This is a genomic window from Undibacterium sp. KW1 (assembly GCF_009937955.1).
In the GTDB taxonomy this organism is placed as follows: Bacteria; Pseudomonadota; Gammaproteobacteria; order Burkholderiales; family Burkholderiaceae_D; genus Undibacterium.
Genome location: NZ_AP018439.1, coordinates 6,079,467 through 6,103,531 on the forward strand (window position 1 = coordinate 6,079,467; position 24,065 = coordinate 6,103,531).

At 53.2% G+C, this 24,065-nt stretch carries 19 protein-coding genes; 13 read left to right on the forward strand and 6 right to left on the reverse strand.

Annotated elements, in window-relative coordinates:
* Positions 1-3: 3 nt before the first annotated feature.
* Entirely contained in the window at positions 4-744 is a 741-nt protein-coding gene (locus UNDKW_RS27465; RefSeq protein ID WP_162061351.1) for a hypothetical protein, read from the reverse strand.
* 410 nt (positions 745-1,154) lie between these two features.
* On the opposite strand from UNDKW_RS27465, the gene UNDKW_RS31010 reads away from it, so the two are divergent.
* The 7 genes from UNDKW_RS31010 (at position 1,155) to UNDKW_RS27500 (ending at position 9,879) form a co-directional block, all read left to right on the forward strand.
* Positions 1,155-2,834, forward strand: a complete 1,680-nt coding sequence (locus UNDKW_RS31010) for a methyl-accepting chemotaxis protein (RefSeq protein WP_162061352.1) — start codon at positions 1,155-1,157, stop codon at positions 2,832-2,834.
* Between the two features lie 51 nt (positions 2,835-2,885).
* On the forward strand, positions 2,886-3,737 hold the full coding sequence (locus tag UNDKW_RS27475) for an HDOD domain-containing protein (protein WP_162061353.1): 852 nt from the start codon (positions 2,886-2,888) through the stop codon (positions 3,735-3,737).
* A gap of 87 nt (positions 3,738-3,824) precedes the next feature.
* Positions 3,825-4,617 (forward strand): IS5 family transposase gene (locus tag UNDKW_RS27480; protein WP_162059447.1). Its coding sequence is split into 2 segments (ribosomal slippage): positions 3,825-4,090 and positions 4,089-4,617, totalling 795 coding nucleotides; the frame shifts between segments, so codons are not numbered across the junction.
* Between the two features lie 145 nt (positions 4,618-4,762).
* Positions 4,763-5,743, forward strand: coding sequence for an MBL fold metallo-hydrolase (locus tag UNDKW_RS27485; protein ID WP_162061354.1), 981 nt, complete (start codon positions 4,763-4,765; stop codon positions 5,741-5,743).
* Between the two features lie 78 nt (positions 5,744-5,821).
* Positions 5,822-7,060: a cytochrome P450 gene (locus tag UNDKW_RS27490; RefSeq protein WP_162061355.1), complete on the forward strand. Its 1,239-nt coding sequence runs from the start codon at positions 5,822-5,824 to the stop codon at positions 7,058-7,060.
* Between the two features lie 31 nt (positions 7,061-7,091).
* Complete coding sequence (locus tag UNDKW_RS27495) at positions 7,092-8,264, forward strand: ABC transporter substrate-binding protein (RefSeq protein WP_162061356.1); 1,173 nt, start codon at positions 7,092-7,094, stop codon at positions 8,262-8,264.
* Between the two features lie 592 nt (positions 8,265-8,856).
* Complete coding sequence (locus UNDKW_RS27500) at positions 8,857-9,879, forward strand: BMP family ABC transporter substrate-binding protein (protein WP_162061357.1); 1,023 nt, start codon at positions 8,857-8,859, stop codon at positions 9,877-9,879.
* A 92-nt stretch (positions 9,880-9,971) separates the two neighbouring features.
* Here the strand turns inward: UNDKW_RS27500 and UNDKW_RS27505 are convergent, their stop codons facing one another.
* The 5 genes from UNDKW_RS27505 to xdhA form a co-directional block, all read right to left on the reverse strand.
* Positions 9,972-10,160 (reverse strand): 4-oxalocrotonate tautomerase, encoded by a 189-nt coding sequence (locus UNDKW_RS27505; protein WP_110254338.1) that lies wholly within the window; start codon positions 10,158-10,160, stop codon positions 9,972-9,974.
* A gap of 60 nt (positions 10,161-10,220) precedes the next feature.
* Positions 10,221-11,540, reverse strand: a complete 1,320-nt coding sequence (gene guaD, locus UNDKW_RS27510; RefSeq protein ID WP_162061358.1) for a guanine deaminase — start codon at positions 11,538-11,540, stop codon at positions 10,221-10,223.
* A 125-nt stretch (positions 11,541-11,665) separates the two neighbouring features.
* Positions 11,666-12,796 (reverse strand): xanthine dehydrogenase accessory protein XdhC, encoded by a 1,131-nt coding sequence (xdhC, locus tag UNDKW_RS27515; RefSeq protein ID WP_162061359.1) that lies wholly within the window; start codon positions 12,794-12,796, stop codon positions 11,666-11,668.
* A gap of 50 nt (positions 12,797-12,846) precedes the next feature.
* Entirely contained in the window at positions 12,847-15,213 is a 2,367-nt protein-coding gene (gene xdhB / locus UNDKW_RS27520) for a xanthine dehydrogenase molybdopterin binding subunit (RefSeq protein WP_162061360.1), read from the reverse strand.
* Positions 15,214-15,227: 14 nt separating this feature from the next.
* On the reverse strand, positions 15,228-16,709 hold the full coding sequence (xdhA, locus tag UNDKW_RS27525; protein WP_162061361.1) for a xanthine dehydrogenase small subunit: 1,482 nt from the start codon (positions 16,707-16,709) through the stop codon (positions 15,228-15,230).
* Positions 16,710-17,101: 392 nt separating this feature from the next.
* Here xdhA and UNDKW_RS27530 point away from each other — a divergent pair, with 392 nt between their 5' ends.
* The 6 genes from UNDKW_RS27530 to UNDKW_RS27555 all read left to right on the forward strand — a co-directional run bounded on the left by UNDKW_RS27530 (position 17,102) and on the right by UNDKW_RS27555 (position 24,065).
* Complete coding sequence (locus tag UNDKW_RS27530; protein WP_162061362.1) at positions 17,102-17,431, forward strand: antibiotic biosynthesis monooxygenase; 330 nt, start codon at positions 17,102-17,104, stop codon at positions 17,429-17,431.
* A gap of 50 nt (positions 17,432-17,481) precedes the next feature.
* Positions 17,482-18,057, forward strand: coding sequence for a hypothetical protein (locus tag UNDKW_RS27535; protein WP_162061363.1), 576 nt, complete (start codon positions 17,482-17,484; stop codon positions 18,055-18,057).
* Between the two features lie 73 nt (positions 18,058-18,130).
* Positions 18,131-19,201, forward strand: coding sequence for a hypothetical protein (locus UNDKW_RS27540; RefSeq protein ID WP_162061364.1), 1,071 nt, complete (start codon positions 18,131-18,133; stop codon positions 19,199-19,201).
* Positions 19,198-21,045 carry an AAA family ATPase gene (locus UNDKW_RS27545; protein ID WP_162061365.1) on the forward strand — a complete coding sequence of 616 codons (1,848 nt, stop codon included), beginning with the start codon at positions 19,198-19,200 and terminating at the stop codon, positions 21,043-21,045. The genes UNDKW_RS27540 and UNDKW_RS27545 overlap by 4 nt, the downstream gene beginning before the upstream one ends.
* Positions 21,042-21,698, forward strand: coding sequence for a 4Fe-4S single cluster domain-containing protein (locus UNDKW_RS27550; RefSeq protein WP_162061366.1), 657 nt, complete (start codon positions 21,042-21,044; stop codon positions 21,696-21,698). The genes UNDKW_RS27545 and UNDKW_RS27550 overlap by 4 nt, the downstream gene beginning before the upstream one ends.
* Positions 21,699-24,065 carry a protein kinase gene (locus UNDKW_RS27555; protein WP_162061367.1) on the forward strand — a complete coding sequence of 789 codons (2,367 nt, stop codon included), beginning with the start codon at positions 21,699-21,701 and terminating at the stop codon, positions 24,063-24,065.

A 24,065-nucleotide genomic window follows, 5' to 3' on the forward strand; every position in this document is an offset into this window, starting at 1 on the left:
ACGCTAATCGCCTCCACCACCACAACCGCCGCCGCAACCTCCGCTACAGCCCGAACTGTCACCGCCGCTGTCGCCACCACCACTATCTGCATGACTGCCATGGCTGCTGTGATGGCTGGAATCACCAAAATAATAGACCGGGTCGCTGCTACTGCCGCCATCACTGCCTGCATAAAAGTCACCACCGCAATACACCGTGCCATCCCCGTTCTTGCGCAAGGCGCTGCAATCGGGTGCGTAGCGGAAGCCATCGGCGATATTCCACTTGGCATCCAGTGCAAACAGTAGCGGCAAACGTGTCGCCCGGCGCGGGTTGATATTTTCTTCGAGACAGGCAAACCACCAGGTGCGACGCAAGCCTTCGTTACCACGCCGGTTGGCACCCAGAACTGCAGCGGGGGTGTGATGCATGTAGCGGCCAAAAGCTTTGTTACAGAATTGCTCGTAGTTTTTTGTATAAAGTATAAATTCATGCCATAGATCATCGACCACTTGCGATGGCATGGAAATATGCTTGAAACCGGATTTCAGATACACCAGGAAAAACTGTCTCAAGGCACGTGCGACCAGTTGCTGGTCTTTGACGTTCAGATCGGGACGTTGTTTGTGTAGTCTTTCCAACAGTCCGGGCGGAAACATATACGTGCGAATATAGTCAGCCTGCGCTGCCCGGCGCCAGCGCATCCAGACGTAAATCAGACTAGCAGTCAACAACAGTACTACAAGACCTAGTAAGAAGTGCATATTAAGCTTACTCACAATCAATAGAATTTAACAAAATCTTGTACTTTGCGTGCTTTGCGGCAAAGCAATTTTGGCATAGTATGGAATCAAGGGTATACCGTAACTGCCATGTGACCAGCACCGTAGCTTATTCCAAGACAGCTACCAGATACCAGATTTTCTCTTCCCCGGACTCTGATATGTTGTTATATGAAAATGTTTTTTTCTTAGGGGCCAATCTGAAATCTTGCACATCATTTAAATGATCATCTGGAGCGATGCATCAACGTCGCGCAATAAGTTCATGAATAGCGCTGGCATGCAGCTTGCATGTCGTGGCATATCAGGATTGTTGATGTCAGCAAAGCCAGATAAAGATTTCAAATAGGCACCACCTCGTAGTAGCAGAACTTCTTTATGGGAGATTCACTATGAATTTGCGTCACTTGCGCATAGGTACCCGACTCGCTGTGGGCTTTGGTGTGATACTGGCTAGTCTGGTACTCATACTGGTCATTGATGGCATCTTCAGCGCCAATAACCGCAAGGAAATGGTTGCAGGTCTCGAACTCTCTCATAGCAAAAGCGAACTTGCCGCTACCATGAAAAGCAGCATGCTGGAAGGCGGTATCGCAATCCGCAATATAGGCTTGCAAACTGACCTCGGCGAAAGCGACAAACAGAATGTCATCTCGAAAAAGCAGCAAGCCCGCTTTGCTGAAGCCAGGAGCAAACTCATCGCCCTGGGCCTGAGTGCGGAAGAGAAAAAAATCATCGATGCAGTTTCTGAACTCGACAAGCAAATCGATTTCCCTATCAAGGAAGCGATGAAGATGTTGTTGGCCTTCAACGGTGAAGATGCCGTCAAACTGATCGCCACCCAAGTCGATCCATTGCAACAAAAAGCCATTTTGGAAATCAACAAGCTCGTGGAAATCCAGAACAAGGCGGCCTCTGAACTGTCTGCCACGGCAGAGAGCAAGGGCAAGCAACTGACCGTTACCCTGTTCGCCATTGGTGCGGTCATCCTGTTATTTGGTGCAGGCTTTTCCATCTTCATGACACGCAGTATCACCACCCCCTTGCGCGATGCAGTTTCCATCGCCAAGCGTGTGGCTGCAGGCGAACTGTCTTTCCGTGAAGCGGCTGACGGTACCGATGAAATCAGCGAGTTGCTCAATGCCCTGAAAGAAATGAGTGATAACCTGCATAACATCGTCAGTGAAGTCAGGCAGGGTACCGACGCTATCGCCATTGCTGCGGTAGAAATCTCTACTGGCAATTCCGACCTGTCTTCCCGTACGGAAACTCAGGCAGGAGCACTCGAAGAAACCGCCAGCTCCATGGAAGAAATCACGGCCACCGTAAGACACAATGCCGACAATGCCAGGCAGGCGAATGGCCTGGTCACCTCAGCGTCAAACTTTGCCATCAAGGGTGGTGAAGAAGTCGGCAAGGTGGTGCATACCATGAACTCCATCAAGGAAAGCTCACGCAAGATTGTCGATATTATCAGCGTGATTGATGGTATTGCCTTCCAGACCAATATCCTGGCACTGAATGCAGCGGTAGAAGCTGCCCGCGCCGGTGAGCAGGGCCGTGGCTTTGCGGTGGTGGCCTCAGAAGTGCGCAATCTCGCGCAGCGCAGCGCCAGTGCCGCCAAAGAGATCAAGACCCTGATAGGTGACTCGGTAGAAAAAGTTGATGCCGGTGGCAAGCTCGTTGATGCAGCGGGCAAGACCATGAATGAAATCGTCAGCTCGGTCAAACATGTGGCCGACATCATGTCCGAAATCACCGCAGCCGGGCTGGAACAAAGCTCAGGCATAGAAGAAGTCAACCGTGCCATAACCCAGATGGATGAAATGACACAACAGAATGCCGCCCTGGTAGAACAGGCAGCCGCAGCGGCAGAGAGCATGGAAGAACAGGCAAATATCCTTGCCAGGGCAGTATCTGCCTTCAAACTCGATAATTCCAGCAATACCGTGCGCAGGGTACAGCAAGTGCAAGCGACTCCCGTGCGTAACGGCTATACTGAAGACGAACCCTCCTTAATCAAGGCAACTGCTGGTAAACTAGTGAGGGCGCTGGGTTTCAATAAAAATTAGCGGATAGTGGGGAGCAGCGCCCTGCCTGAGGTCTGCTCCAACAAACACATTATGAATAAGACGGCAGCATTAAAGAGTATTGTTGAACAAGCCAGCAAGGGTGACCTGGTCTTCCCGACCAATGTCAACGCCTCTCTAAAGATACAACAGGCTCTGGACGACCCGGACTGCGGTATAGAAACAGCCGCAAAACTGGTCATGACTGAACCCCTGATGTCAGCCCGTGTGGTTGCCATTGCCAATTCTGTAGCCTATAACCGCTTTGGCGGTGGCGTCACGAATATTCGCACTGCCATCACCATTTTAGGTTTCAATACCCTGCGCTCAGTCACCGCTGCGGTCGTCATGCGCCAGCTCAGTGCTGCTGTCTCTGACCCAGCCATCCGCAACAAGATGGAAGCCCTGTGGCGGCATTCTGCCTATGTCGCCGCACTGTCCCACCTGATTGCGCGCAAGGTCAGCAAGGTCGATGCCGAGACGGCCCTGTTTGCTGGCATCGTGCATGAAGTCGGTAGTTTTTACCTGTTGTCACGCGCGCAGGAATTCCCGGCCCTGCTGGAAATCGATCCCAGCCCGCCCCCGTCAGATGCGCTGGCAGAAACAGATGAAACCTTCATAGGCCGCGCTGTGCTGAATAAATTGCTGGTACCCAAACGCGTGGTCTCGGCCGTAGAAGCCCTGTGGTATGGCATGCGCGTCATGCCACCAGAAACCCTGGGCGACACCCTGTTGCTGGCGAATGAACTGGCGGCAGTACCATCACCGCTGGACCCGCGCTCACCTGAGAGCATACGGCAGTCAGCCTCGGAAATTGATTTTGCGGTGGGCGAAGGTACCCTGACTTCCATCCTGTCAGAATCGGCAGAAGAAGTTGATGCACTGACTGCGTCCCTGATCAGCTAGCACTCACTTATCTCCTCATTTTTGGTTTCTAAGAACCTGTTCGAGATCTTATTGTAAACAAAAGGAATATTGCGTAAACTCGGTTAGATGAGAAAAATCTACCCAAGCGACATAAGTCGAGAACAGTTTGCAAAGATAGAAGATATTCTGCTGAGCGCACGCAAGAAAACCAAGCCGCGCCAAGTGGATTTATATGATGTTTTTTGCGCGGTATTGTACGTGTTAAAAAGTGGCTGCCAGTGGGACATGATACCGAGCGACTTTCCTCCTAAAAGTACGGTGTACACGTACTTTAAGCAATGGAAAGAGAAGCCGTTGGGAAGTGAGTTAAGCCTGCTGGAGCAGGCTTTAAAAAAATCAGGTTGGCGCGGCCCGTACCAAACATGGTCGGAACGTACACAGCACCTTTTTGATTGTTGACGCCCAGAGTGTCAAAAACACGGATACGGCAAAACACAAAGGCTACGATGCAGGGAAGAAAATATCAGGAATCAAGCGCCATATTGCCGTTGACACAGAGGGGCTACCTCATGCCATTGCCGTGACAACAGCCGACATCACGGATAGAAAGGGAGCACTGGAAGCGTTTGAGCAGCACAAGCATTCCTTGGGCAAGGTTGCCAGCGTGCTCGTCGATGGTGGTTATACGGGACGCCCTTTTGCTGAGGGTGTCCATCAAATTCTGGGGGCGTCCGTACAAGTTGCCAAGCGCAATGAACTCCACACCTTTAGTGTCATGCCTCAGCGGTGGGTGGTGGAACGCTCTTTTGCCTGGCTTGAGAAATGCCATCGCCTTTGGAAAAACTGTGAGCGACAATTAAATACCAGCTTGCAATTCGTTAATTTGGCATTTCTCACTTTGCTCTTGCGGCGCGGGTGATCAAAAAAGATCTCGAACAGGTTCTAACGAAGTTGGCAGAAATTCGGCATAATAGCTGTCGTATTTGCACTGTCGTCCATCACAGTAGCTGACATGGCGAAATCGCCAGCCTGCTGTATCCTCTGCCATCTTCCAAGGAAAAACCATGCAATTGAAAAATTTGCTCCGTTCCGGCCTGTTCAGTTCTTCCATCCTCGCTGGCATTGCCGTGTTTGGCATTCCCGCCATCAGCGCTCACGCTGCTGCACCGATGGCGAAAACCAGCGCACCCGGCTTTTACCGCACCATGCTCGGTGATTTTGAAGTCACTGTCCTGTCTGATGGCACAGTATCCCTGCCTGTCGATAAGTTGCTGACCAATACTACGCCAGAAAAAGTTGGCAAGGCACTCGCCAAATACCATCAACAGAGCCCACTCGTAACTTCGGTGAATGCATATCTGATCAACACCGGCAGCAAGCTGGTATTGATAGATAGCGGCGCCGGTGTCTTCTTTGGCCCTACCCTGGGTAAACTGCAGTCCAGCCTCAAAGCATCCGGCTACCAGCCTGAGCAAATCGACGAAATTTACATCACCCACATGCACGCCGACCACATCGGTGGCCTCGTAGATGGTGACAAGGCAGCGTTCCCAAATGCTATCGTGCGCATAGACCAGCATGACACCGATTACTGGTTGAGCCAGGCCAACCTGGACAAGGCCACTGGTGATGCCAAGGGTAGCTTTGAAAAGTCCATCGCCATCCTGAAGCCCTATGTGCAGACTGGCAAGCTGAAATCTTTCGAAGGTGACACCGGACTGGTACCCGGCGTCAAGGCAGTAGCCTCCCATGGTCATACCCCTGGCCACAGCATCTACAAGGTAGAGAGCAAAGGCCAGACCCTGGTTTTGTGGGGTGACCTCATGCACGTCGCTGCAGTGCAGTTTGCAGATCCGTCTGTCACCATACAATTCGATAGCGATAGCAAGGCAGCCTATGCGCAAAGACAAAAAGCCTATGCTGATGCAGCGCAGCATGGCTATCTCATCGGTGCCGCTCACCTGTCCTTCCCTGCCCTGGGTTATGTACACAAAGAAGGCAAGGGTTATGCCTGGACACCACTGAATTACGCACCCCTGCCATAATTTGAATTGTCATCTGCCTGATTGACAGTACCCGGCAAATCGGACACAGTGCAAACTCTGTCCTTTGCCGGGATTTTTATGCCTTCTCAGTATCAGAATACCGTCACATCAGCGCCGCTTATCACTGATGATTTTGACCTGCGCCACCTGCCCGCAGACTTTTACCAGAATCCCTATCCGTACTACCATGCCTTGCGTGAACAGACACCCGTGCGCAAGATGCCGGATGACTCTTACCTGCTGACACGCTATGCCGACCTGGTGCATGTCTATAAGGATGCCAAGACTTTCAGTTCAGACAAGAAGCAGGAATTCAAACCCCGCTATGGTGATTCGCTGCTGTATGAACATCACACCAATAGCCTGGTCTTCAATGACCCGCCACTGCACACAAGAGTACGTCGCCTCATCATGGGTGGCCTGACACCTGCAGCCATGGCCGAAACCGAACCCGGCCTCATCAAACTGGTGGATGGCTTGCTGGATAAGATGGAGAACAAAAACGAAGTCGATCTCATCAGAGATTTCGCCTCCGCCATACCGGTAGAAATCATCGGTAATCTGCTGGCCGTGCCGCATGATGAACGCGAACCCTTGCGTGAATGGTCACTCGCCATCCTCGGTGCACTGGAGCCAGCCATCACACCAGAATTTTTTGCCTATGCCAATCAATGTGTCGCTGAATTTTTGGACTATCTAAAACAATTGGTGGCACAACGCCGCCTGCATCCCGGTGACCCCAAAACCGATATGCTGACCCGCCTCATAGAAGGCGAAGCCAATGGTGAGAAACTGACTGAAACCGAGCTCTTGCAAAACTGTGTCTTCCTGCTCAATGCCGGGCATGAAACCACCACCAACCTGATAGGCAATGGCCTGGTGGCCCTGCAGGAATGGCCAGAACAAAAAGCCCGCCTGATCGCCCAGCCAGAAATGATCAACACCGCCATAGAAGAATTCCTGCGCTTTGAAAGTTCCAACCAGTTGGGCAACCGCATGACGACGGTGGATACGCAGATCGGCGATGTCGCTATCGCCGCTGGCAGCCGCATCAGTCTATGCATAGGTGCGGCCAACCGCGATCCCTTGCAATTCCCTGATCCTGACCAGCTCGACCTCAGCCGCAGCCCGAACCGTCATCTGGCTTTCGCCTCCGGCATACACCAGTGCGCGGGCATGTTTTTGGCTCGGCTGGAAGGCAGGGTAGCAATTTCCCGTCTGCTGGCACGCTTCCCGAATTACCAATTAAGCGCAGCACCTGTCAGAGGTGGACGCGCACGCTTCCGCGGTTTTTTATCTGTACCCTGCAAACTATAAAACGACTCACAACAAAAAATACGGAGACAAAATGAAGACAATTACCCTCATCAAAAAAAACCTGCTCGCGACAGCAGCGATCATGCTCTGCGCCAGCCTCAGTATCAATGCCCAGGCACAGATCAAGATAGGCGTCACAATTTCATCGACGGGCCCGGCTGCCTCTCTGGGCATCCCCGAGAAAAATGCGATCGCCATGCTGCCCAAGGAAATCGCGGGTAAAAAAGTCGACTACATCGTCCTCGACGATGCCTCCGATACCACGCAAACCGTGACCAATACCCGCAAGTTGATTTCGGAAGAAAAAGTCGATGCCATCATAGGCTCGACCACCACGCCAAACTCCCTCGCCATGCTCGGTGTCATCGGTGAAGGCAAGACCCCGACCATCAGCCTAGCATCCAGCAACCGCATCATAGAACCTATGGATGCGAATAAATCCTGGATGTTCAAGACTCCACAAACCGACACCATGATGGCGATTGCGATTGCTGAAGACATGAGCAAAAAAGGCGCCAAGACCATGGGCTTCATCGGTTTCTCAGATGCCCTCGGTGAAGCCTTCCTGGTCGAAGTGACGAAGTATGCCGAGCTCAAAAAGATCAAGGTCGTGGCGACAGAACGCTTCAGCCGCAATGACAACAGCGTCGTCGGCCAGGTCTTGAAATTGATGTCCAGTAATCCCGACGCCATCGTCGTCGGCGCCTCCGGCACACCCGCCGCCCTGCCACCAAAAACCCTGGCAGAACGCGGTTACAAAGGCCGCATCTACCACAACCACGGCGTCGCCAACAGCGACTTCCTGCGCGTCTGCGGCAAAGACTGCGACGGCACCTTCCTGCCAACTGGCCCGGTCATGGTCGCCAAACAACTGGCCGACAACAACCCTGTCAAAAAAGCGGCTCTGGATTTCTCCAACAAGTTTGAAACCACCTATGGCGCTGGCAGCCTGGCCGCGTTTGCCTCCTATGCCTGGGACGCTGGCCTGCTGCTACAACAAGCCATCCCCACCGCCTTGAAAAAAGCAGCGCCCGGCACAGCAGAATTCCGCGCAGCCTTGCGCGATGCCCTGGAAGCGACCCAGGGTCTGGCGACTACCAACGGCGTTGTCAACATGAGCAAATCCGATCACCTGGGCCTAGATCAAAGAGCGCGTGTCATGGTGCAGATCAAGGGTGGGAAGTGGGTTTATCAGGCGGAGTAAAGGTTAAGAAATTTGAGTTAGATTAATCAGTAGCAATTACGGCAATAGTCGCACTGACGTTGCGGTTGTTATTGAATTTGACGTTGCTTTTGACGTTTGCAGTTCCCATGTGTAGCCGCCGCTTGTGCGGTACAGAAAATGGAAAAAGAAGAGCCGCTGTTTGAGCGAAGCGAGTTTCGGATCTTCCCATTTTTGTACCGCACAAACGGGAACCCCGCAGGGGCGGCTACGCCTGGGTCGCATTTCTTTGAATACTTTCTTTGGCGACGCAAAGAAAGAATTTCGGCCGCCGGGCCGAGACCCGGCCTGTGTCCACGAAGGGCAATCGTTTTAATAACGACCCAAATACACGACGAACGCCACTGGACTCCAGCCTGCGCTGGAGCGACGTTAATACGGTAGCAATTTGTCGCCCTCAATTCATATAGCGCATCGCAAAAAACCAACCGCAACTAACACAAGCCCCCTCCCCCACTATCCCCCAAACCCATATCCAATATTACCCTCAACCCTCTGAAAAAATACAATCTTCCTCCAAGATAAAACCTCATGCTGACCCCGAAGCCAGCAGAAAAATACCTGGAGGACGACCATGCAAACCCGCATCCGCAACACCACAATCATCAGGGCAGTGCTACTGATGATCACCTTCATGCTCAGCATGACAAACAGCCCAGCCACTGCCGCAGAAGCACAAAAAATCTTCTACGTACGCCCAGCCCCCGACAACGATGACCCTTACCTGCAACAAGGCAGCGATGGCATCAAACAGGCAGCGCAGATGTACCAGATGCAGGCAACTACCCTGGCCAGCCAGGCCGACCGTGCAGGCAGACAAAAGCAGCTGAAAAATGCCATCAGGCTGGGAGCGAATATCGTCGTCATGATAGGGTATGAATTCAGGGAATTGCTTGATACCGTGCCACACACTGCACCTAACGTTCGCTTCGTCATGCTGGAACAGTGCATTGCTAATCCACCACCGAATCTACTTTGCATCAGTTTTCGCGAAAGCGAAGCCAGCTATCTGGCGGGCATGGAGGCAGCGCTGGTATCAGCTAGCGGCAAGATAGGTGTCATAGGTGCAGTGAAAACGCCATTGAAACAAAAGCCTGTTGATGCCTTCATCGCTGGTGCGAAGTCAATCAGGCCGGATGCTGACCTGAACCATGTTGTCTGGATAGAAGGCAACCAGCCCTTCAATGACACAGGGCGTGCCGAAGTGTTGGCGAAGAGCATGCTGGCTGATGGTGTGGATATGATCTATGCCGCTGCTGGTAGCAGCAATAATGGGGTGTTCAAAGCACTTGCTGGCAACAGCAAGGCGCGGGCCATAGGCAATTATGTGAATCAATGCCCGAAGAATGCGGGCAAGGTTATCGACAATATGCAGGTACATGGTGATACGGCCATCAGCCTGGCAGTTGCGGCCATTTTGGGCGGATCAACAGCGACCAGAATTGAATATGGTTTGAAAGAAGGCGCAGTATCTTTGACCGGTATCAGCACCGATGCAGCATATTCCGATTGCGATATCCTGCGCCAGCGGCCTGTGCTGCAAAAACTGCGTGAAGCCAGTCAGGCGATTATCAAGGGCAAGTTGAAAGTGGAATAAGAAGGTGTAGCGCAAAGTGCGTGTGCAAGAGGCGCGGTAGGGTGCGCATGGCGCACCCTACCAAGACTTCTTGACTTGAATTTATTCAGATTCTATTTCTTGTCCGACCACAAAGTCCCGCCAGACGCCCAGTCTTCACGCTTGATTTCCTGAATGATGATATCCACAGCGTCAAGAGAACAACCCAGAGTCTGGGCGCTGGCTTCGGTGACGGCTTTGACGAAAGCACGTTTTTGCTCGAGCGTGCGGCCCTCAAACATTTGCACATTGATGGTGGGCATGGTTTTTCCTTGAAAGGTGTTGAACAATACCCACCATCATAAATCAGTCAGACAAGATTTTCACAACTGACGCTGATGGACCAGTTTGCCAGCTGCATATGTTGCAGCCACTGTCCTGTCATCCCCCAGCAAGGCCAGGGCAAACAGCAATTCATCCAGGCTCTCGGTGTGCCCGGTACGGCGTGCCAGCAAGGGCGTGGCTTGCGGGTCGAGCACAATGAAATCGGCTTCTGCCTCCTTGACGAAATTGCCTATCGTGCCTTCAAGCTGCATGCTGCGTGCACCACCCAGCGTCGCCAGGTAAAACATGCGCAATGCTGGCAGGTAAGTGCCACCTAGGCGTGCCATCTTGTAGGCTTCATTCATGGTGCGCAACATCGAGAATGAAGTGCCGCCACCAACATCGGTAGCCAGTGACAGACTGACTTGCTGGGCGTCGGCACGTTCAAAATTGAACAGGCCACTGCCGAGGAAGAGATTGGAAGTCGGGCACATCGCCACTGCTGATTGCGTTTCTGCCATGCGCGTACGGTCGGCATCGTCAAGCCAGATGCAGTGGCCGTACATGGCACGCGGGCGCAGCATGCCGTACTGGTCATACACATCGAGATAGCTGCGTGCTTTTGGATACAGGGACTTGACCCAGGCCACTTCGTCGATATTTTCTGCGACGTGGGTCTGCAGGAAGGTATCGGGATAAGCCTGCGCCAGTTCGCCTGCCAGCTGCATTTGTGCGTCGCTGGAGGTAGGTGCAAAGCGTGGGGTGATTGCATACAACTGGCGGCCACGTTTATGCCATTTCTTAATCAGGGTTTCGCTGTCGCGTATGCCACCTTCTGCGGTATCGCGCAAGAATTCAGGACAATTCCTGTCCATCAAGACCTTGCCTGCCACCATACGCAGATTGCGTGCTTCACTCTCGGCGAAAAAGGCTTCGACGGATTCAGGATGGACGGTGCAATACACCATGGCTGTGGTCGTGCCTGAGCGCAGCAATTCATCAATGAAGAAATGCGCGACCTGGGCACTGTGGTTGATGTCAGCAAACTGGCGTTCAGTCGGGAAGGTATAAGTCTCCAGCCAGGGCAGCAAACCGGGCGCTGGCGAGGCGATCATGTCGGTCTGGGGGTAGTGGATGTGGGTGTCGATAAAACCCGGCACAATGAGTTTGCCGCGGTAATCGATGACTTCTGTCCCTTCGGGCAGGCCCGCGTGCAATTGTGCATACTCGCCGGCGGCGGCGATCTTGCCGTCTTCAACAATCAACAGGCCGTCTTCATGCCAGGCATAAGCCTGCGCATGAAAAGCAGGGTCTTGCTGGAAATGCAGCACACTGGCGCGGTAGGCTTGCAGCGTGTTTTTACTTGAAATATTGCTCATCGTGGTCTTTCTGAATTCTGTCTTGCAGGCGCAATCAAGCCAGACCACGACTTGTTCATCAAGTCTGCCGGTCTGGCATCACATTCGCATTGATCTGGTGGGTGCTAAGCGCTAACAGCGAGAGTTTAACGCTTAGCCAGCGAGTGCCGTTTGTCTGGGGCCTGTTTTTCTGCATTTGAGCTAAAAACATGCTGACCTGCCTCAGCACCAATACGAGCTAATACGCGGCTAAGTTCTTTTTGCTGATGGATTTCTTGCTCTTCCCAAACCTGCAAGAGCTGGGCTACGACAGAGGCGGCAATCACTGCCGGTTGCTTGCCGTGTATGCCGGGCAAACCTATGGGGCAGACCATGTCATTGAGACGGGTAGCCGGTATGCCACGTTCACGCAGGCGGCGTTCAAACTGCACGCGCTTGGTTTGCGAGCCTATGAGGCCAAACCAGCCCACATCCGGCAGGCGCAAGATATGTTCAGACAGTTTCTGGTCCAGTGCATGACTATGCGTGAGCACCAGGAAGGATGTGCCTGGTGCTGCCTTGGCTATCAGAGCTTCCGGCGTATCAGTCGCTTCTACCGTGACATTCGCGGCCAGCCTGGTGGGGAACATATCTTCGCGTTCATCGACCCAGGTGATACGGCAAGGCAAGTCCGCCATGGCACGGACGATGGCAGCACCGACATGCCCAGCGCCAAACAGCATCAGGTGGGCGCGGTAAGCGAGGCAGGAATCGAGCAGCCAGCGCTGGCCTGCTGCATCAGTCAGGACCTGGCAAGGATTACTGGTATCAATTTGCACTGGCAAACCCGCAGGCCAGGCCGGGCCTGTCAGGTGCGTGCCATTGGCATCGCACAGCGTTGGTGCCGCATTGCTATCGAGCGCCAGCAAACGCCAGCTATCTTGCCCCAGACGCCAGCGCTGGTTCAGGCAATTCAGATAAGCCAGGCTGTCAGCCTGCACACGTTCAAAGGCCAGGTGCACGACACCACCACAGCATTGGCCCAGGCTGGGGCCTAGCGGGAAGCGTTCAAGGCGACGCTGGGCAGCAAGCTGGCTTTCTGGTATGGCCAGCATGCTGCGAGCGATTTCTGTCGCCTTCATTTCGAGATGGCCGCCACCTATCGTGTCGAATAATTCATCTGCCGTGACCAGCATCTTGGCACCCGGCTCACGCGGGCCGGAACCCAATACCGTGGCAACCGTCACCAGTATCTTGGGAACGGATTGTGTGGCAATTGCATTTAACCAAAGCTTCATGATGAACTCGCTTGTCTGACTTTATGTCTGACTTTATGTCTGACTTTATCTTAGCTGGCAGCAGCCATGGCTGCTACGCCATTAATGGCCGACAGGATCGCTTCGCTGGTCGCCGGTGCATTCAGTGGCGGGTTATAGCGGTAATCTGCCACGCTGGCAATCGCATCACGTATCGCAAAGAAAACCGAAAATGGCAGCAGCAGAGGTGGCTCACCCACAGCCTTGGACCTGTGTATGCTGTCTTGTACATTGCGGTTCTTGAACAGGCTGACGCGGAAGTCTTCCGGGCAATCAGAAATCGCTGGTATCTTGTAGGTTGAAGGCGCATGCGTCATCAGCTTGCCGCCCTTGTTCCACCATAATTCTTCTGTCGTCAGCCAGCCCATACCTTGTATGAAAGCACCTTCTACCTGGCCAATATCGATGGCGGGGTTCAAAGAATTACCGGCATCGTAAAGAGCATCGGCACGCAAGAGTTTCCATTCACCAGTCAGGGTATCGACGATGACTTCAGATACCGAGGCGCCGTAAGCATAGTAAGAGAAGGGATTGCCGCTCATGGTTTTCGGGTCCCAGTGCAAACCGGGTGTCGCATAAAAACCGTCAGACCATAATTGCACCCGCGCCAGATAGGCTTTTTGCACCAGGGCTTCAAACGGGATATCCAGGCCATTGATACTGACCAGGCCCGCCGCAAAGCGGATGTCTGCCAATTCGCCACCATAAGTTTTTACTGCAAATTCAGCCAGGCGCTGGCGCAGGGTATGCGCGGCGTTTTGCGCAGCCTTACCGTTTAAATCAGCACCTGTAGAAGCGGCAGTAGCCGAGGTATTGGCAACCTTGCTGGTGTCAGTGGCAGTAGCGCGTACCTTGTCCAGGTTCAGGCCCAGTTCATGCGCAACGACCTGGCAAACCTTGGTATTGACGCCCTGCCCCATTTCACAACCACCGTGATTGACCAGTACCGAGCCATCGGTATAGATGTGCACCAAAGCACCAGCCTGGTTCAGGTGGGTGACGTTAAAGGCGATACCAAATTTAACCGGCGTCAGTGCCAGACCTTTTTTGAGAACGGGGCTGCTGGCATTGAATGCCTTGATGTCAGCACGGCGTTGCTGGTATTCACTACTGGTTTCAAGTTCTGCCACCAGTTCATGGATGACGTTATCGACAACCTTCTGGCCGTACTGTGTAACGTTGCGTCCCTCTTCGTCATTGCGGCCATAGAAATTGATCTTGCGTATCTCAAGCGCATCCTTGTTCAGGTCGCGGGCGATATTATCGACGATGTATTCAATCGCAATCGCTCCTTGCGGGCCACCAAAGCCACGGAAGGCGGTATTCGACTGGGTATTGGTCTTGCCGCACATGGCGCGGATATCGACATCACCAAGGTAGTAGGTATTATCGAAATGGCAGACGGCACGGGTTGCTACCGGGGCTGACAGATCGGCAGAAAAACCGGCACGCGAGACCATCTCTACGCGGGCGGCGATGATGCGGCCTTCATCGTCGTAACCGACTTCATAATCATAATGGAAGCAATGGCGCTTGCCAGTGACCATCATGTCGTCATCACGGTCGGCACGCAGTTTGACCGGGCGCTTCAGATGCACCGCAGAGATCGCTGCCGCGGCTGCCCACAAAGCCGATTGTGACTCCTTGCCACCAAAACCACCACCCATGCGGCGGCATTCAACCACGATGTTGTGGCTGTGTACGCCGAGCGCGTGGGCAACCACATGCTGCATTTCGCTGGGGTGCTGGGTAGAACACAGTACCAGCATGCCACGGTCTTCTTTGGGTATGGCGTAAGAAATCTGGCCTTCGAGGTAGAACTGCTCCTGCCCGCCTACATACAATTCACCCTTGACGCGGCGCGGTGAGCGCTCGAACGCAGCCTGGGCATCGCCGCGCTGCAAGCGCATAGGCGGCAAGACGAAGGACTGGGCTTTTTTTGCTTCTTGCGGTGTCAGTATCGCGGGCAATTCTTCATAGGTAATTTCAGCTTTGCGCACGGCGCGACGTGCATTGTCATGCGTATCGGCAACGACGATGAAGATGGGCTGGCCCACGTATTCAACCAGGCCTTCTGACAGGATAGGGTCATCATGGATGATGGGGCCGCAGTCATTGGTGCCGGGGATATCCTTGGCGGTGTATACAGCCACGACGCCACGCGCGCTTCTTACTGCATCAAAATTCATGGCCACAATATTCGCATGCGCCTTGGACGACAGCCCAAGTGCCGCGTGCAAGGTGCCCTGTACTTCGGGGATATCGTCGGTATAACGCGCCTCACCCAGCACATGCAGGACTGCTGATTCATGCGGATGCGATTTGCCGACCTCTGCCCAGTCTGCATGGTCTTTGGCGAGGTTTTTGTCGGTCAGGAAAGCGTCAGTTTGGGTATTCATGTTTTCTCCTGAGCTCAAGCTGTGACGGTGACGGGGGCAAAGACATTGATGGCTTGCAGTTTGAGCGGAGCATCGGTGCGCGTCTCCAGCCAGAAACGGCGCAAAAGATTTTGTGCTGTCTGCATGCGGTAGGTATTGCTGGCACGCATATCGGTCAGTGGTGTGTAATCCTGTGCCAACAAGGCCATGGCATTTTTCACTGTCGCTTCATTCCATGGCTGGCCGTTCAAGGCTGCTTCTGCCAGAGGTGCGCGGCGTGAGGTAGCGGCCATACCACCGAAGGCGATATGCGCATCACGCACGATTCCTCCGTCTAGGCTGATCGCAAAAGCAGCGCAGACGGCAGAAATGTCCTGGTCATAACGCTTGGCGAGTTTATAGGTGCGGAATTGCTGCCCGGCTTTGGGCAAGGGTATGCGCACGGCAGCGACAAATTCACCGGGCTGCATATCCTTTTTCATATAGTCGAGGTAAAAACTCTCCAGCAACAACACGCGTTGGCCGCGCACGCTGTGCAAGACGATCTCAGCACCCAAGGCAATCATCCACGGTGCTGAATCACCAATCGGCGAGCCATTGGCGACACTGCCACCGAGCGTGCCGGTATTGCGTATGGGTTGCGAAGCAAAGCGCTGCCACATCTCGGTCAGTTCATCCGGGTAATGCTTGCAGACTGCGCCGTAGGCATCATTCAGGGACACGGCAGCACCTATCTCCAGCATGCCATCCACGGTCTTGATATGTTTTAACTCATCAACTTCACGCACATAAATGATATTGCCCAGGTCGCGCATTTGCTTGGTGACCCACAGGCCGACGTCGGTAGAACCTGCCAGTATGGTGGCCTTGGGGTTGGCTTCACGCACTTCAGCCAGTTGTTGCAAGGTGCGCGGTGCATAGAAAGTCTGGTTATATGCCGTATAGCTGAACATCTCTCCACGCTGCAGGTCTTGCAAGCCGCTGATGACAGCCGCACGGTCAAACTCAGCCGCAGGCAATTCACCCATGCGCTTTGCGGCATCGATGATGGGGCGGTAACCTGTACAACGGCAGAGGTTGCCGGACAGGGTTTCGTCTATTTCTTTGCGGCACGGAGGAACGGAATCCCCTTCTTTTTTCAGGTACAGGCTCCACAGGGACATGGCAAACCCCGGGGTGCAAAAGCCGCATTGCGAACCATGGCATTCCACCAGTGCCTGTTGCACAGGATGCAATTCACCATTCTTTTGTTGCAAATCTTCTACCGTAAACACCGCCTTGCCATCGAGGGTGGGCAGGAACTGTATGCAGGAATTAACTGACTGCAATTCCAGCTGACCATGTTTCATTTCACCAACGACGACCGTACATGCCCCGCAATCGCCCTCTGCACAACCCTCCTTGGTGCCGGTGCAATGCAGGTCTTCACGCAGATGCTGCAACAGCGTGCGCGTAGGCGCAGCATTGCTGACTTGCTGGATTTGGCCTTGGTAATAGAAACGTATAGGGTCAGACATGAATGCTCCGGTATGAAATTCTTATGGGGCGAGGTTAGCATCCACGGCGCTGACATCTATATGCATAAAATGATGTAGCTTATCTGCAGCTCAAAATATAAAACACCAGACAAACACCCTCGCAGGCTGCAAAGCCTTGTCAGTATTCAGTATAGACAGTACAGCGGAAAACGCAGGCCAGCGCTTGTATGGGGAATATCACGGTTTTTATATACCGGCTTGAGCAAACGATATGCTTTGCTCTGCGCTTAAGTCCCGACGTCTGGTATAGGCTCCAGCCTTGCCCGGAGCCAAGGTCAATATCCAGACCATGATCAACCATGAATTAAAAGCTCAAAAAAGCTACAAATTTATGTATGATTTGCAACTCATTTAATCAGCCGGGCTTGCACATGTACACCTCTACGTTCACTTTCAAGAAAAAACAGTACGACGATGTTTTTTATGCGCTGGATGAGCAAATTGCCTCTCTGGCGAAAGCCACGCCCGGTTATCTCGGTGAAGAGACCTGGGAAAATGCGGCTACGGGCCAGATTTCCAATGTGTATTACTGGGACAGCCTGGAAGCCTTGCAGGCCCTGATTGCCAATCCCGTACACCAGCAGGCCAAGGCAGCCCAGGCCAACTGGCTGGATGGTTACCAGGTCGTCGTGGCAGAAGTCTTGCGTACCTATGGTGATGGCAAGCTGGAACATCCCTGTGTTGAAATTCACAGGGCGTAAATTGACTAAGCATCCGAGTAAACTCTGATCATTTCTGAAAGCATAAGCATATGAAAACCGGTCTCAGCATAGTTCTGGTTGTCGCGTTATTGAGCAATGCACCAATGGGCAAGGCAAGCAGCCAGGATGAACAGGCATTGATGGCTGGCGTGCAGGGTTTTTATGGCTGGGTGCTGAAGAAAGGCAAACAGGTCTCGGCCTTGCAGCCGCAAATCAAGGATATTGCTGGCAGCAAGAAATTTCAGCTTGATACCAAAAACCTCAAGGCTTTCAGTGGCAAGTTCATGGCTTCCGGCTATTTTGCACCAGACTTTCCGGCAGTGCTGGAGCGTTACTATGGCAAGTACCAGCAGCAATTCAAGGCTTATACCGATGCCGAGTTTGCCCAGATGGCCAAGGATGGCCGTGGGCCGCTGATGGAAACAGAAGATATGGATATTTTCTTTTGCGCCCAGGAATATGAGTACAAGACGTCTTTCATCAAGAAAATCAAGGCCAAGACGATCAAGCTGGGTGGTGACAAAGCCAGCGTCACCGTAGTCTCGCCTTATCAGTGGGAAGCTGAATTCAAGTTCGTCAAAGTCGATCAGCGCTGGCTGATTGCTGGTTACTGTGTGTTCCAATAAGCCTGCGGCCCATGGCTAGGGTCTTCTTGTGCATGCTATATTATGTTTTCTTGCAACTTCCTGAACAGGGCTTATGAGCGGTCCTACCACCGTTTTAACCAGAGCCGATGCGATGCGGGTTTTGCTGTCAGCAGCAGGCATACGTGCTGCCATGGCTGTCAAGCAGGCGCATCAGGATGCCGGCCTATTGCGCACGCAACAGAATGAGCAGCAAGCCATTCTGCAAGAACGCCTGCGTGCTGCAACTGGCTTGAGTCAACAGGCTTTGCAGCAGCAATTGCAAACGACAGAGCAAGACTATGCCGATTTATTGCTATTGGCTGAAAAAATAGGCTACAGTGATCAGGTACAGGCAATTCGTCCGCCGTCTCCACAAGGAGCGGATGAGCAGGAAATCATTACTTACCTGCGTAACTTGCATGCACTGGTGTATGAGCTCAGACCTGTGCTTTTGCAAGAGTCTGCCAGACGGGCCGATTCCCTCTTTGATCAGACAGATTTTGATGTGGCAACGGCCAGCAGTGCAACTCTGCCGCAAGACCGGCTGGCGCGCCTGCTGAAACGCGTCGCCCACCTGCCACAATTACCAGAAGATATCGCAGGGCTGGCAAGAGAGCTGGAAATATCCCTGCCCGGCGAGCGGGCTGATCTGCTTGCCAGCGATTTGCGCCTGCACATCCAGAACCTGCTGGAAGCCGAGAAAAAACGCCAGGTAGGTGAAGCCCAGGCCCTGATACTAGAGCAGACTTTGAAAGACCTTGGCTACCAGGTCGAAGAGATATCCCACACCCTGTTTGTAGAAGGTGGCACCGTTCATTTTCGCCGCAACAGCTGGGACAAGTACATGGTGCGCATGCGCATGGATGCCAAGACCGGGCAAGCCAATTTCAATGTCATCCGTGCCGTCAAACAGGGTGAAAATGAACGCAGCGTACTTGACCATCTGGCAGAAGACCGCTGGTGCAGTGAATTCCCGACTCTGATGGCAGCACTGGAAGCGCGTGGCATACACATGCAGGTGACACGGCTATTGCAGGCAGGTGAACTGCCAGTGCAACTGGTCGTGGAAGACAAACTGCCGCGATTTGCAGAAGAAGAGCAAATCGAAAGCCGCAAACAACAACGTAGCAATAAATTGCCATGAATGTACCTGACATACGCTGGCTGCAAGACTTGCAGCGCCTGCTGCCCATACGATCCCAGTATGTGGTTTCTGGCAGCATACGCGACAGTTTTCTGTTGCCACTTGACGCTGCTTCTGGCAGTGCCACCCTGGTGCCTTTCAACCGTGCCTTGTGGGAGTTTTTAAAAAGCCAGGACTACAGTCTTTTACTTGCGTTTGACCCTGTCGATGGCTTGCGCGTCTATCCTGACGAAGCAGCGCAGCGTGATCTGGCCGCCCGCCTGTTCGATGTGAAGCTGGCAGATGGTTGTCAGCAAATGAGCCTGGAAAGCCTGAGCAAGCTGATGAAAAAAATCAGTGCTGAACGCGAAGTACGTTGCGCTCTGGTGCTGGATTTTGCCTCACGCATCAGCCGCAAGCCTGAGCAGTTGAGTGAGGCTGAACACCGCTTCTTTGTCGCCGCAGAAAAAATCTCGCTGAATGCCTCTGCCATAGTCCCGCGTCAGAAAGGTGGACCACCGCTATACAATCCCATACTGTGGCTGGTGAACCGGGCGCAGGATTTGCCATCCTGGTTCACGCTCGATAGCGAGCGGATTGCGACCCTGCATATCGGCAAACCCGACTTTGAAATGCGCCAGGCTGCGGCACAACAACTGGCACCCTTGTTTGCCGGGTTTGCTGATGCGCAAGCGGATGTCCGCACCCAATTCGTCAAAGCTTTTACTGAAGGAACGGATGGCATGTCCCTGTCTGCCCTGGCAGATATCACTGAGCTGGCGGACCGGCAAAAACTCGCTATCAGTGATATAGATGATGCAGTACGCTGCTATAAAGTTGGGGTGCTGGATAATCCCTGGCGCAAGGAATACCTGCGCGACAAGATACGCGATGCTGAAAATTTTATCGAAGACCGTGTCAAGGGCCAACGCCCTGCGGTCATCAAGACCCTCGATATTCTGAAGCGCTCGGTTATGAGCCTGACAGGGGCGCAAACTCGCTCGGTCGGCAGCAGGCCACGCGGCGTCTTGTTTTTTGCCGGTCCAACCGGTGTGGGTAAGACCGAACTGGCCAAGACCCTGACAAAACTGGTGTTTGGTGATGAAGCGGCTTATTCACGTTTTGACATGAGTGAATTTGCAGAAGAGCATACCAGCGCCAGGTTGCTCGGTGCCCAACTGGGTTTCGTCGATTCTGAAGCTGGTGGCGAACTCACCAACGCCGTCAGGCAAAAACCTTTTTCTGTCGTGCTGTTTGATGAAATCGAAAAAGCCCATCCGCGCATACTCGATAAATTCTTGCAGATACTGGAAGATGGCCGCCTGACCGATGGCCGTGGCGACACCGCGTATTTTTCTGAAACCATTTTGATCTTCACTTCCAACCTGGGTATCTATGTAGAAGACAATCACGGGCAACGCCACGAAAATGTCAAACCAGGTGACAGCTATGAAACCGTGGAATTCAAGGTGCGTGCAGCCATAGGTAATTATTTCAAATTCAATTTGTCACGACCAGAATTATTGAACCGCATCGGTGACAATATCGTGGTCTTTGATTTTATTTCTGCTGAAGTCGCCGCCAAGATTTTTGATGGCATGCTGCGCAATGTCGCGCGTCGTTTGCAGGAAGAACTCAAGCTGCAACTGGCCATGCCAGCGGCAGTGCGCGATGACTTGCTGGCACGTTGCATACGTGACCTCAGCAACGGTGGCCGTGGCATAGGCAACCAGCTGGAATCAAATTTCATCAACCCCTTGTCGCGCGCCTTGTTTGAACAGGAACTGACAGGCAAGCAGCGCCTCACTGTAACGGCGATTACCGAAGCCGATAAAGTCATCAGCCTGAGCCTGCAATTAGCATGAAGATAGCGATCAATAAAGCGCATTTCCCGGTCACTGTACTCGGGCCGGGGAGGCGCATCGGCATCTGGGTACAGGGTTGCAGCATAGGCTGCAAGGGCTGTGTTTCGCAAGATACCTGGGCCAGGGATAGCAGCAAGGAAATGACAGTGGCGGGTTTAGTGAGCTGGTGCCGCGAAGTCAGCGCCGGGCAATTTGATGGCATTACCATTTCAGGTGGTGAACCATTCGAGCAACCCAAGGCCCTGCATGCCTTGCTTGATGGTTTGCATTACTGGCGCAATAGTGCAGGGATGGATTTCGACATCCTTTGCTATAGCGGTTATCCACTCGCAACTCTGCAAAAAAGGCATGCAGACTTGCTGCAGAAACTTGATGCCCTGATCCCTGAGCCTTTTATCGTCAATAAGCCGCTGACCCAGGCCTGGCGTGGCTCAGCCAATCAACCGCTGGTACTCTTGTCAGACCGTGCAAGGGCGCGCATGCAGACTTATGTGGATGCCCCCATCGATGAACAGGACAAACGCATACAAACCATGATAGACGGCCAGCATGTCTGGTATGTAGGCATACCGGCGCGTGGTGACATGCAGGCACTCGAGCAATTATGTGCCAGTCGTGGTCTGAGCTTTGATAGCGTCAGCTGGAGGCCCTGAGTGAGTCAGATTTACATACGCCGCTGCCCCGCCTGTGAAACCGACAACGCGCCTGAAGTCATGCGCTGTGTTTGCGGCACTTTGCTGTCTGGTGTGGACTTGATGGAAAAACGCGAGCAAACAGAACCATCCATTGAGATAACGCAGCCAGCAACCACAGTCACAGCAACAGAATTATTTTGCAGTTATGAGGATTGCGAACAAAGCAATCCGCCAAATAGTGATCTTTGCCTGTATTGCAATCGCCCACTGAGCAAGGAACCAACAACTCAAGATAGCAGCCAAATTCATAGCCTGTTATCGTTGCCGCAAGCCCTGCGCGATCGCTACAAAATACTACATCACCTGCCAACCCTGGGAGCAGAGGCCGAACTGCTAGTGGTAGCAGAAAATACCTCTGCTATACAACGTGTCGCCAAGATTTATCGACATGGCATACATGGCAAATCTGAAGTCAGTGAAAGGCTGCAAGCGGTACCAGCCGAGCACCGCGTCGTCGTGCTGGAAGCTGGCGTATCTGACGGCCATGCCTATGAGCTCATGGAATACTGTGAGCTTGGCTCATTAAAAAAATTCGTACAAGACAGTCGGCCAGATCCTGCCATGCTGGAAAGCATAGTGCGTGAACTGGCAACAGCCATCGCCAGTGTGCATAAAGCCGGACTTATCCACCGCGACCTGAAGCCCGAGAATATTCTGGTGCGCACGCTGCAACCGCTGGATTTAATACTCACTGACTTTGGCATTTCATCTGTGCTGGATGCCACACAAAGGCTGACTGGCACAGCGCGCACCTTGCCGTATGCCTCACCAGAAAGCCTGTCTGGCGTCATCGATGCCAAGGCAGATTACTGGGCGCTGGGCATGATCATGCTGGAACTGGCTATGGGCCAGCATCCATTTGCCGGTTTGTCAGAAGCTGTGATCCTGCACCACCTGACTACGCGCGAGCTGGAACTCAATGCCGTGCCGGATGCCTATCTGCGCAAGCTGCTGCGTGGCCTGCTGTTGCGTGACCCTAAAAAACGCTGGGGTAAGGATCAGATCATGCGCTGGCTGGCGCGTGACACCAGCCTGCCAGAGGCCGTGGAAACCATGGCCATGGGCGGTTTTCGTGAGCCCTATCATATAGGTCAATATCTCTGCCACACCCGCGAACAACTGGCAGTGGCACTGGCCCGTAACTGGGATGATGGCGTCAGGGATATCTCGAATGCGCAATTGCTGGCCTGGTTCCGCGATGTACAAAAAGACCAGAATGCGGTGCGGGTCTTGCTCGATATGCGCCAGGATAAAAAGCTCTCGGTCGATGTACAGCTATTGCGACTGATATTGCATCTGGCACCCGGCATACCACCGGTATGGCGCGGTGAAACCATAGAACTGCCAGCGATACTCGGCTATGCCAATAGCTCATTGAAAGGTGATGAAACCGCCAGCAACTGGCTGAAACAGCTGTACAACTACGGCGTGCTGGAAGCCTATGCCGATGCGGGCAACAAAGAAGTCGCCAGCATAGTGCAAAAATGGCAGGCTTGCTGCAAACAAATCGAGCAGGCCTGGCAAGAAGCTTTTGGTCTCGTGAAAAACTATGCCAGCAAGCAATTGCCGGGAGAACATAGCAATATCGACAAACTCATGTACGGCCTTGAGACAGATGACAGCGCACCGCTGCATAGATTGCATGCACGGGTGCTGGCGCTGGTCTATGATGAACGCTGGCCTGAGCGCCTGCGCAAGCGCCTGCAGGTCGCCTATGCCGGCCTGCAAGCTTATTGCCCCTGGTTATCTGCATTGGGTGAGATAGAAAAAATGCCGGTCGCCTCGCTGCTGGTGCTTGAAGCCCTGTTGCCGGAGGCGCAAAAAGCAGTTGAACGCCAGCAAAAAGCCGATGCCTGGCTGCGCAGCACAGAGCAGGATGCCGCCGCCGCAATAAAGCAGGAAGTCTTGCAAAGTATCAGAAGCTTGCGCACGGCTGCCACTGACAGTCTCTTGCCTGACAGCGCCGTAGAAGACTTGCAAAAGGCGCTGGAAGAGTATTATGTGTTGCTGGAAAAACTGCGCGCCTCAGCCAGCACCGAAGCAGCATGGCAGGAAGCAAAGAAGAGCGCATCGCGGGTAGAACATATTGCCGCAGGAATATCCCGCGAGCTCAATCAACTGCTGGCAAGACGCACAGAAAACCAGGGCTGGGCGGGGCAGGAAATGCAGGTTTTTCTGGCCATTGCCATCATCGTCATACTTATCTTTTTCAGAAAGAGTAATTTTTACTGGATATTGCTGCTGGTCTCAGGCCTTGCCGCCTGGCGCTTCTTGCCTAATTTTTTGAGCATGCGCAAAATCCGCGAGTTGGGTGAGCAACTATAA

Coding starts and splice junctions, on each gene's coding strand:
- UNDKW_RS27485 (WP_162061354.1), top strand. CDS start 4,763: ATGCAATTGAAAAATTTGCTCCGTTCCGGCCTGTTCAGTTCTTCCATC.
- UNDKW_RS27535 (WP_162061363.1), top strand. CDS start 17,482: ATGAAAACCGGTCTCAGCATAGTTCTGGTTGTCGCGTTATTGAGCAAT.
- UNDKW_RS27500 (WP_162061357.1), top strand. CDS start 8,857: ATGCAAACCCGCATCCGCAACACCACAATCATCAGGGCAGTGCTACTG.
- UNDKW_RS27550 (WP_162061366.1), top strand. CDS start 21,042: ATGAAGATAGCGATCAATAAAGCGCATTTCCCGGTCACTGTACTCGGG.
- guaD (WP_162061358.1), bottom strand. CDS start 11,540: ATGAGCAATATTTCAAGTAAAAACACGCTGCAAGCCTACCGCGCCAGT.
- UNDKW_RS31010 (WP_162061352.1), top strand. CDS start 1,155: ATGAATTTGCGTCACTTGCGCATAGGTACCCGACTCGCTGTGGGCTTT.
- UNDKW_RS27490 (WP_162061355.1), top strand. CDS start 5,822: ATGCCTTCTCAGTATCAGAATACCGTCACATCAGCGCCGCTTATCACT.
- UNDKW_RS27505 (WP_110254338.1), bottom strand. CDS start 10,160: ATGCCCACCATCAATGTGCAAATGTTTGAGGGCCGCACGCTCGAGCAA.
- xdhA (WP_162061361.1), bottom strand. CDS start 16,709: ATGTCTGACCCTATACGTTTCTATTACCAAGGCCAAATCCAGCAAGTC.
- UNDKW_RS27540 (WP_162061364.1), top strand. CDS start 18,131: ATGAGCGGTCCTACCACCGTTTTAACCAGAGCCGATGCGATGCGGGTT.
- xdhC (WP_162061359.1), bottom strand. CDS start 12,796: ATGAAGCTTTGGTTAAATGCAATTGCCACACAATCCGTTCCCAAGATA.
- UNDKW_RS27495 (WP_162061356.1), top strand. CDS start 7,092: ATGAAGACAATTACCCTCATCAAAAAAAACCTGCTCGCGACAGCAGCG.
- UNDKW_RS27530 (WP_162061362.1), top strand. CDS start 17,102: ATGTACACCTCTACGTTCACTTTCAAGAAAAAACAGTACGACGATGTT.
- UNDKW_RS27465 (WP_162061351.1), bottom strand. CDS start 744: ATGCACTTCTTACTAGGTCTTGTAGTACTGTTGTTGACTGCTAGTCTG.
- xdhB (WP_162061360.1), bottom strand. CDS start 15,213: ATGAATACCCAAACTGACGCTTTCCTGACCGACAAAAACCTCGCCAAA.
- UNDKW_RS27545 (WP_162061365.1), top strand. CDS start 19,198: ATGAATGTACCTGACATACGCTGGCTGCAAGACTTGCAGCGCCTGCTG.
- UNDKW_RS27475 (WP_162061353.1), top strand. CDS start 2,886: ATGAATAAGACGGCAGCATTAAAGAGTATTGTTGAACAAGCCAGCAAG.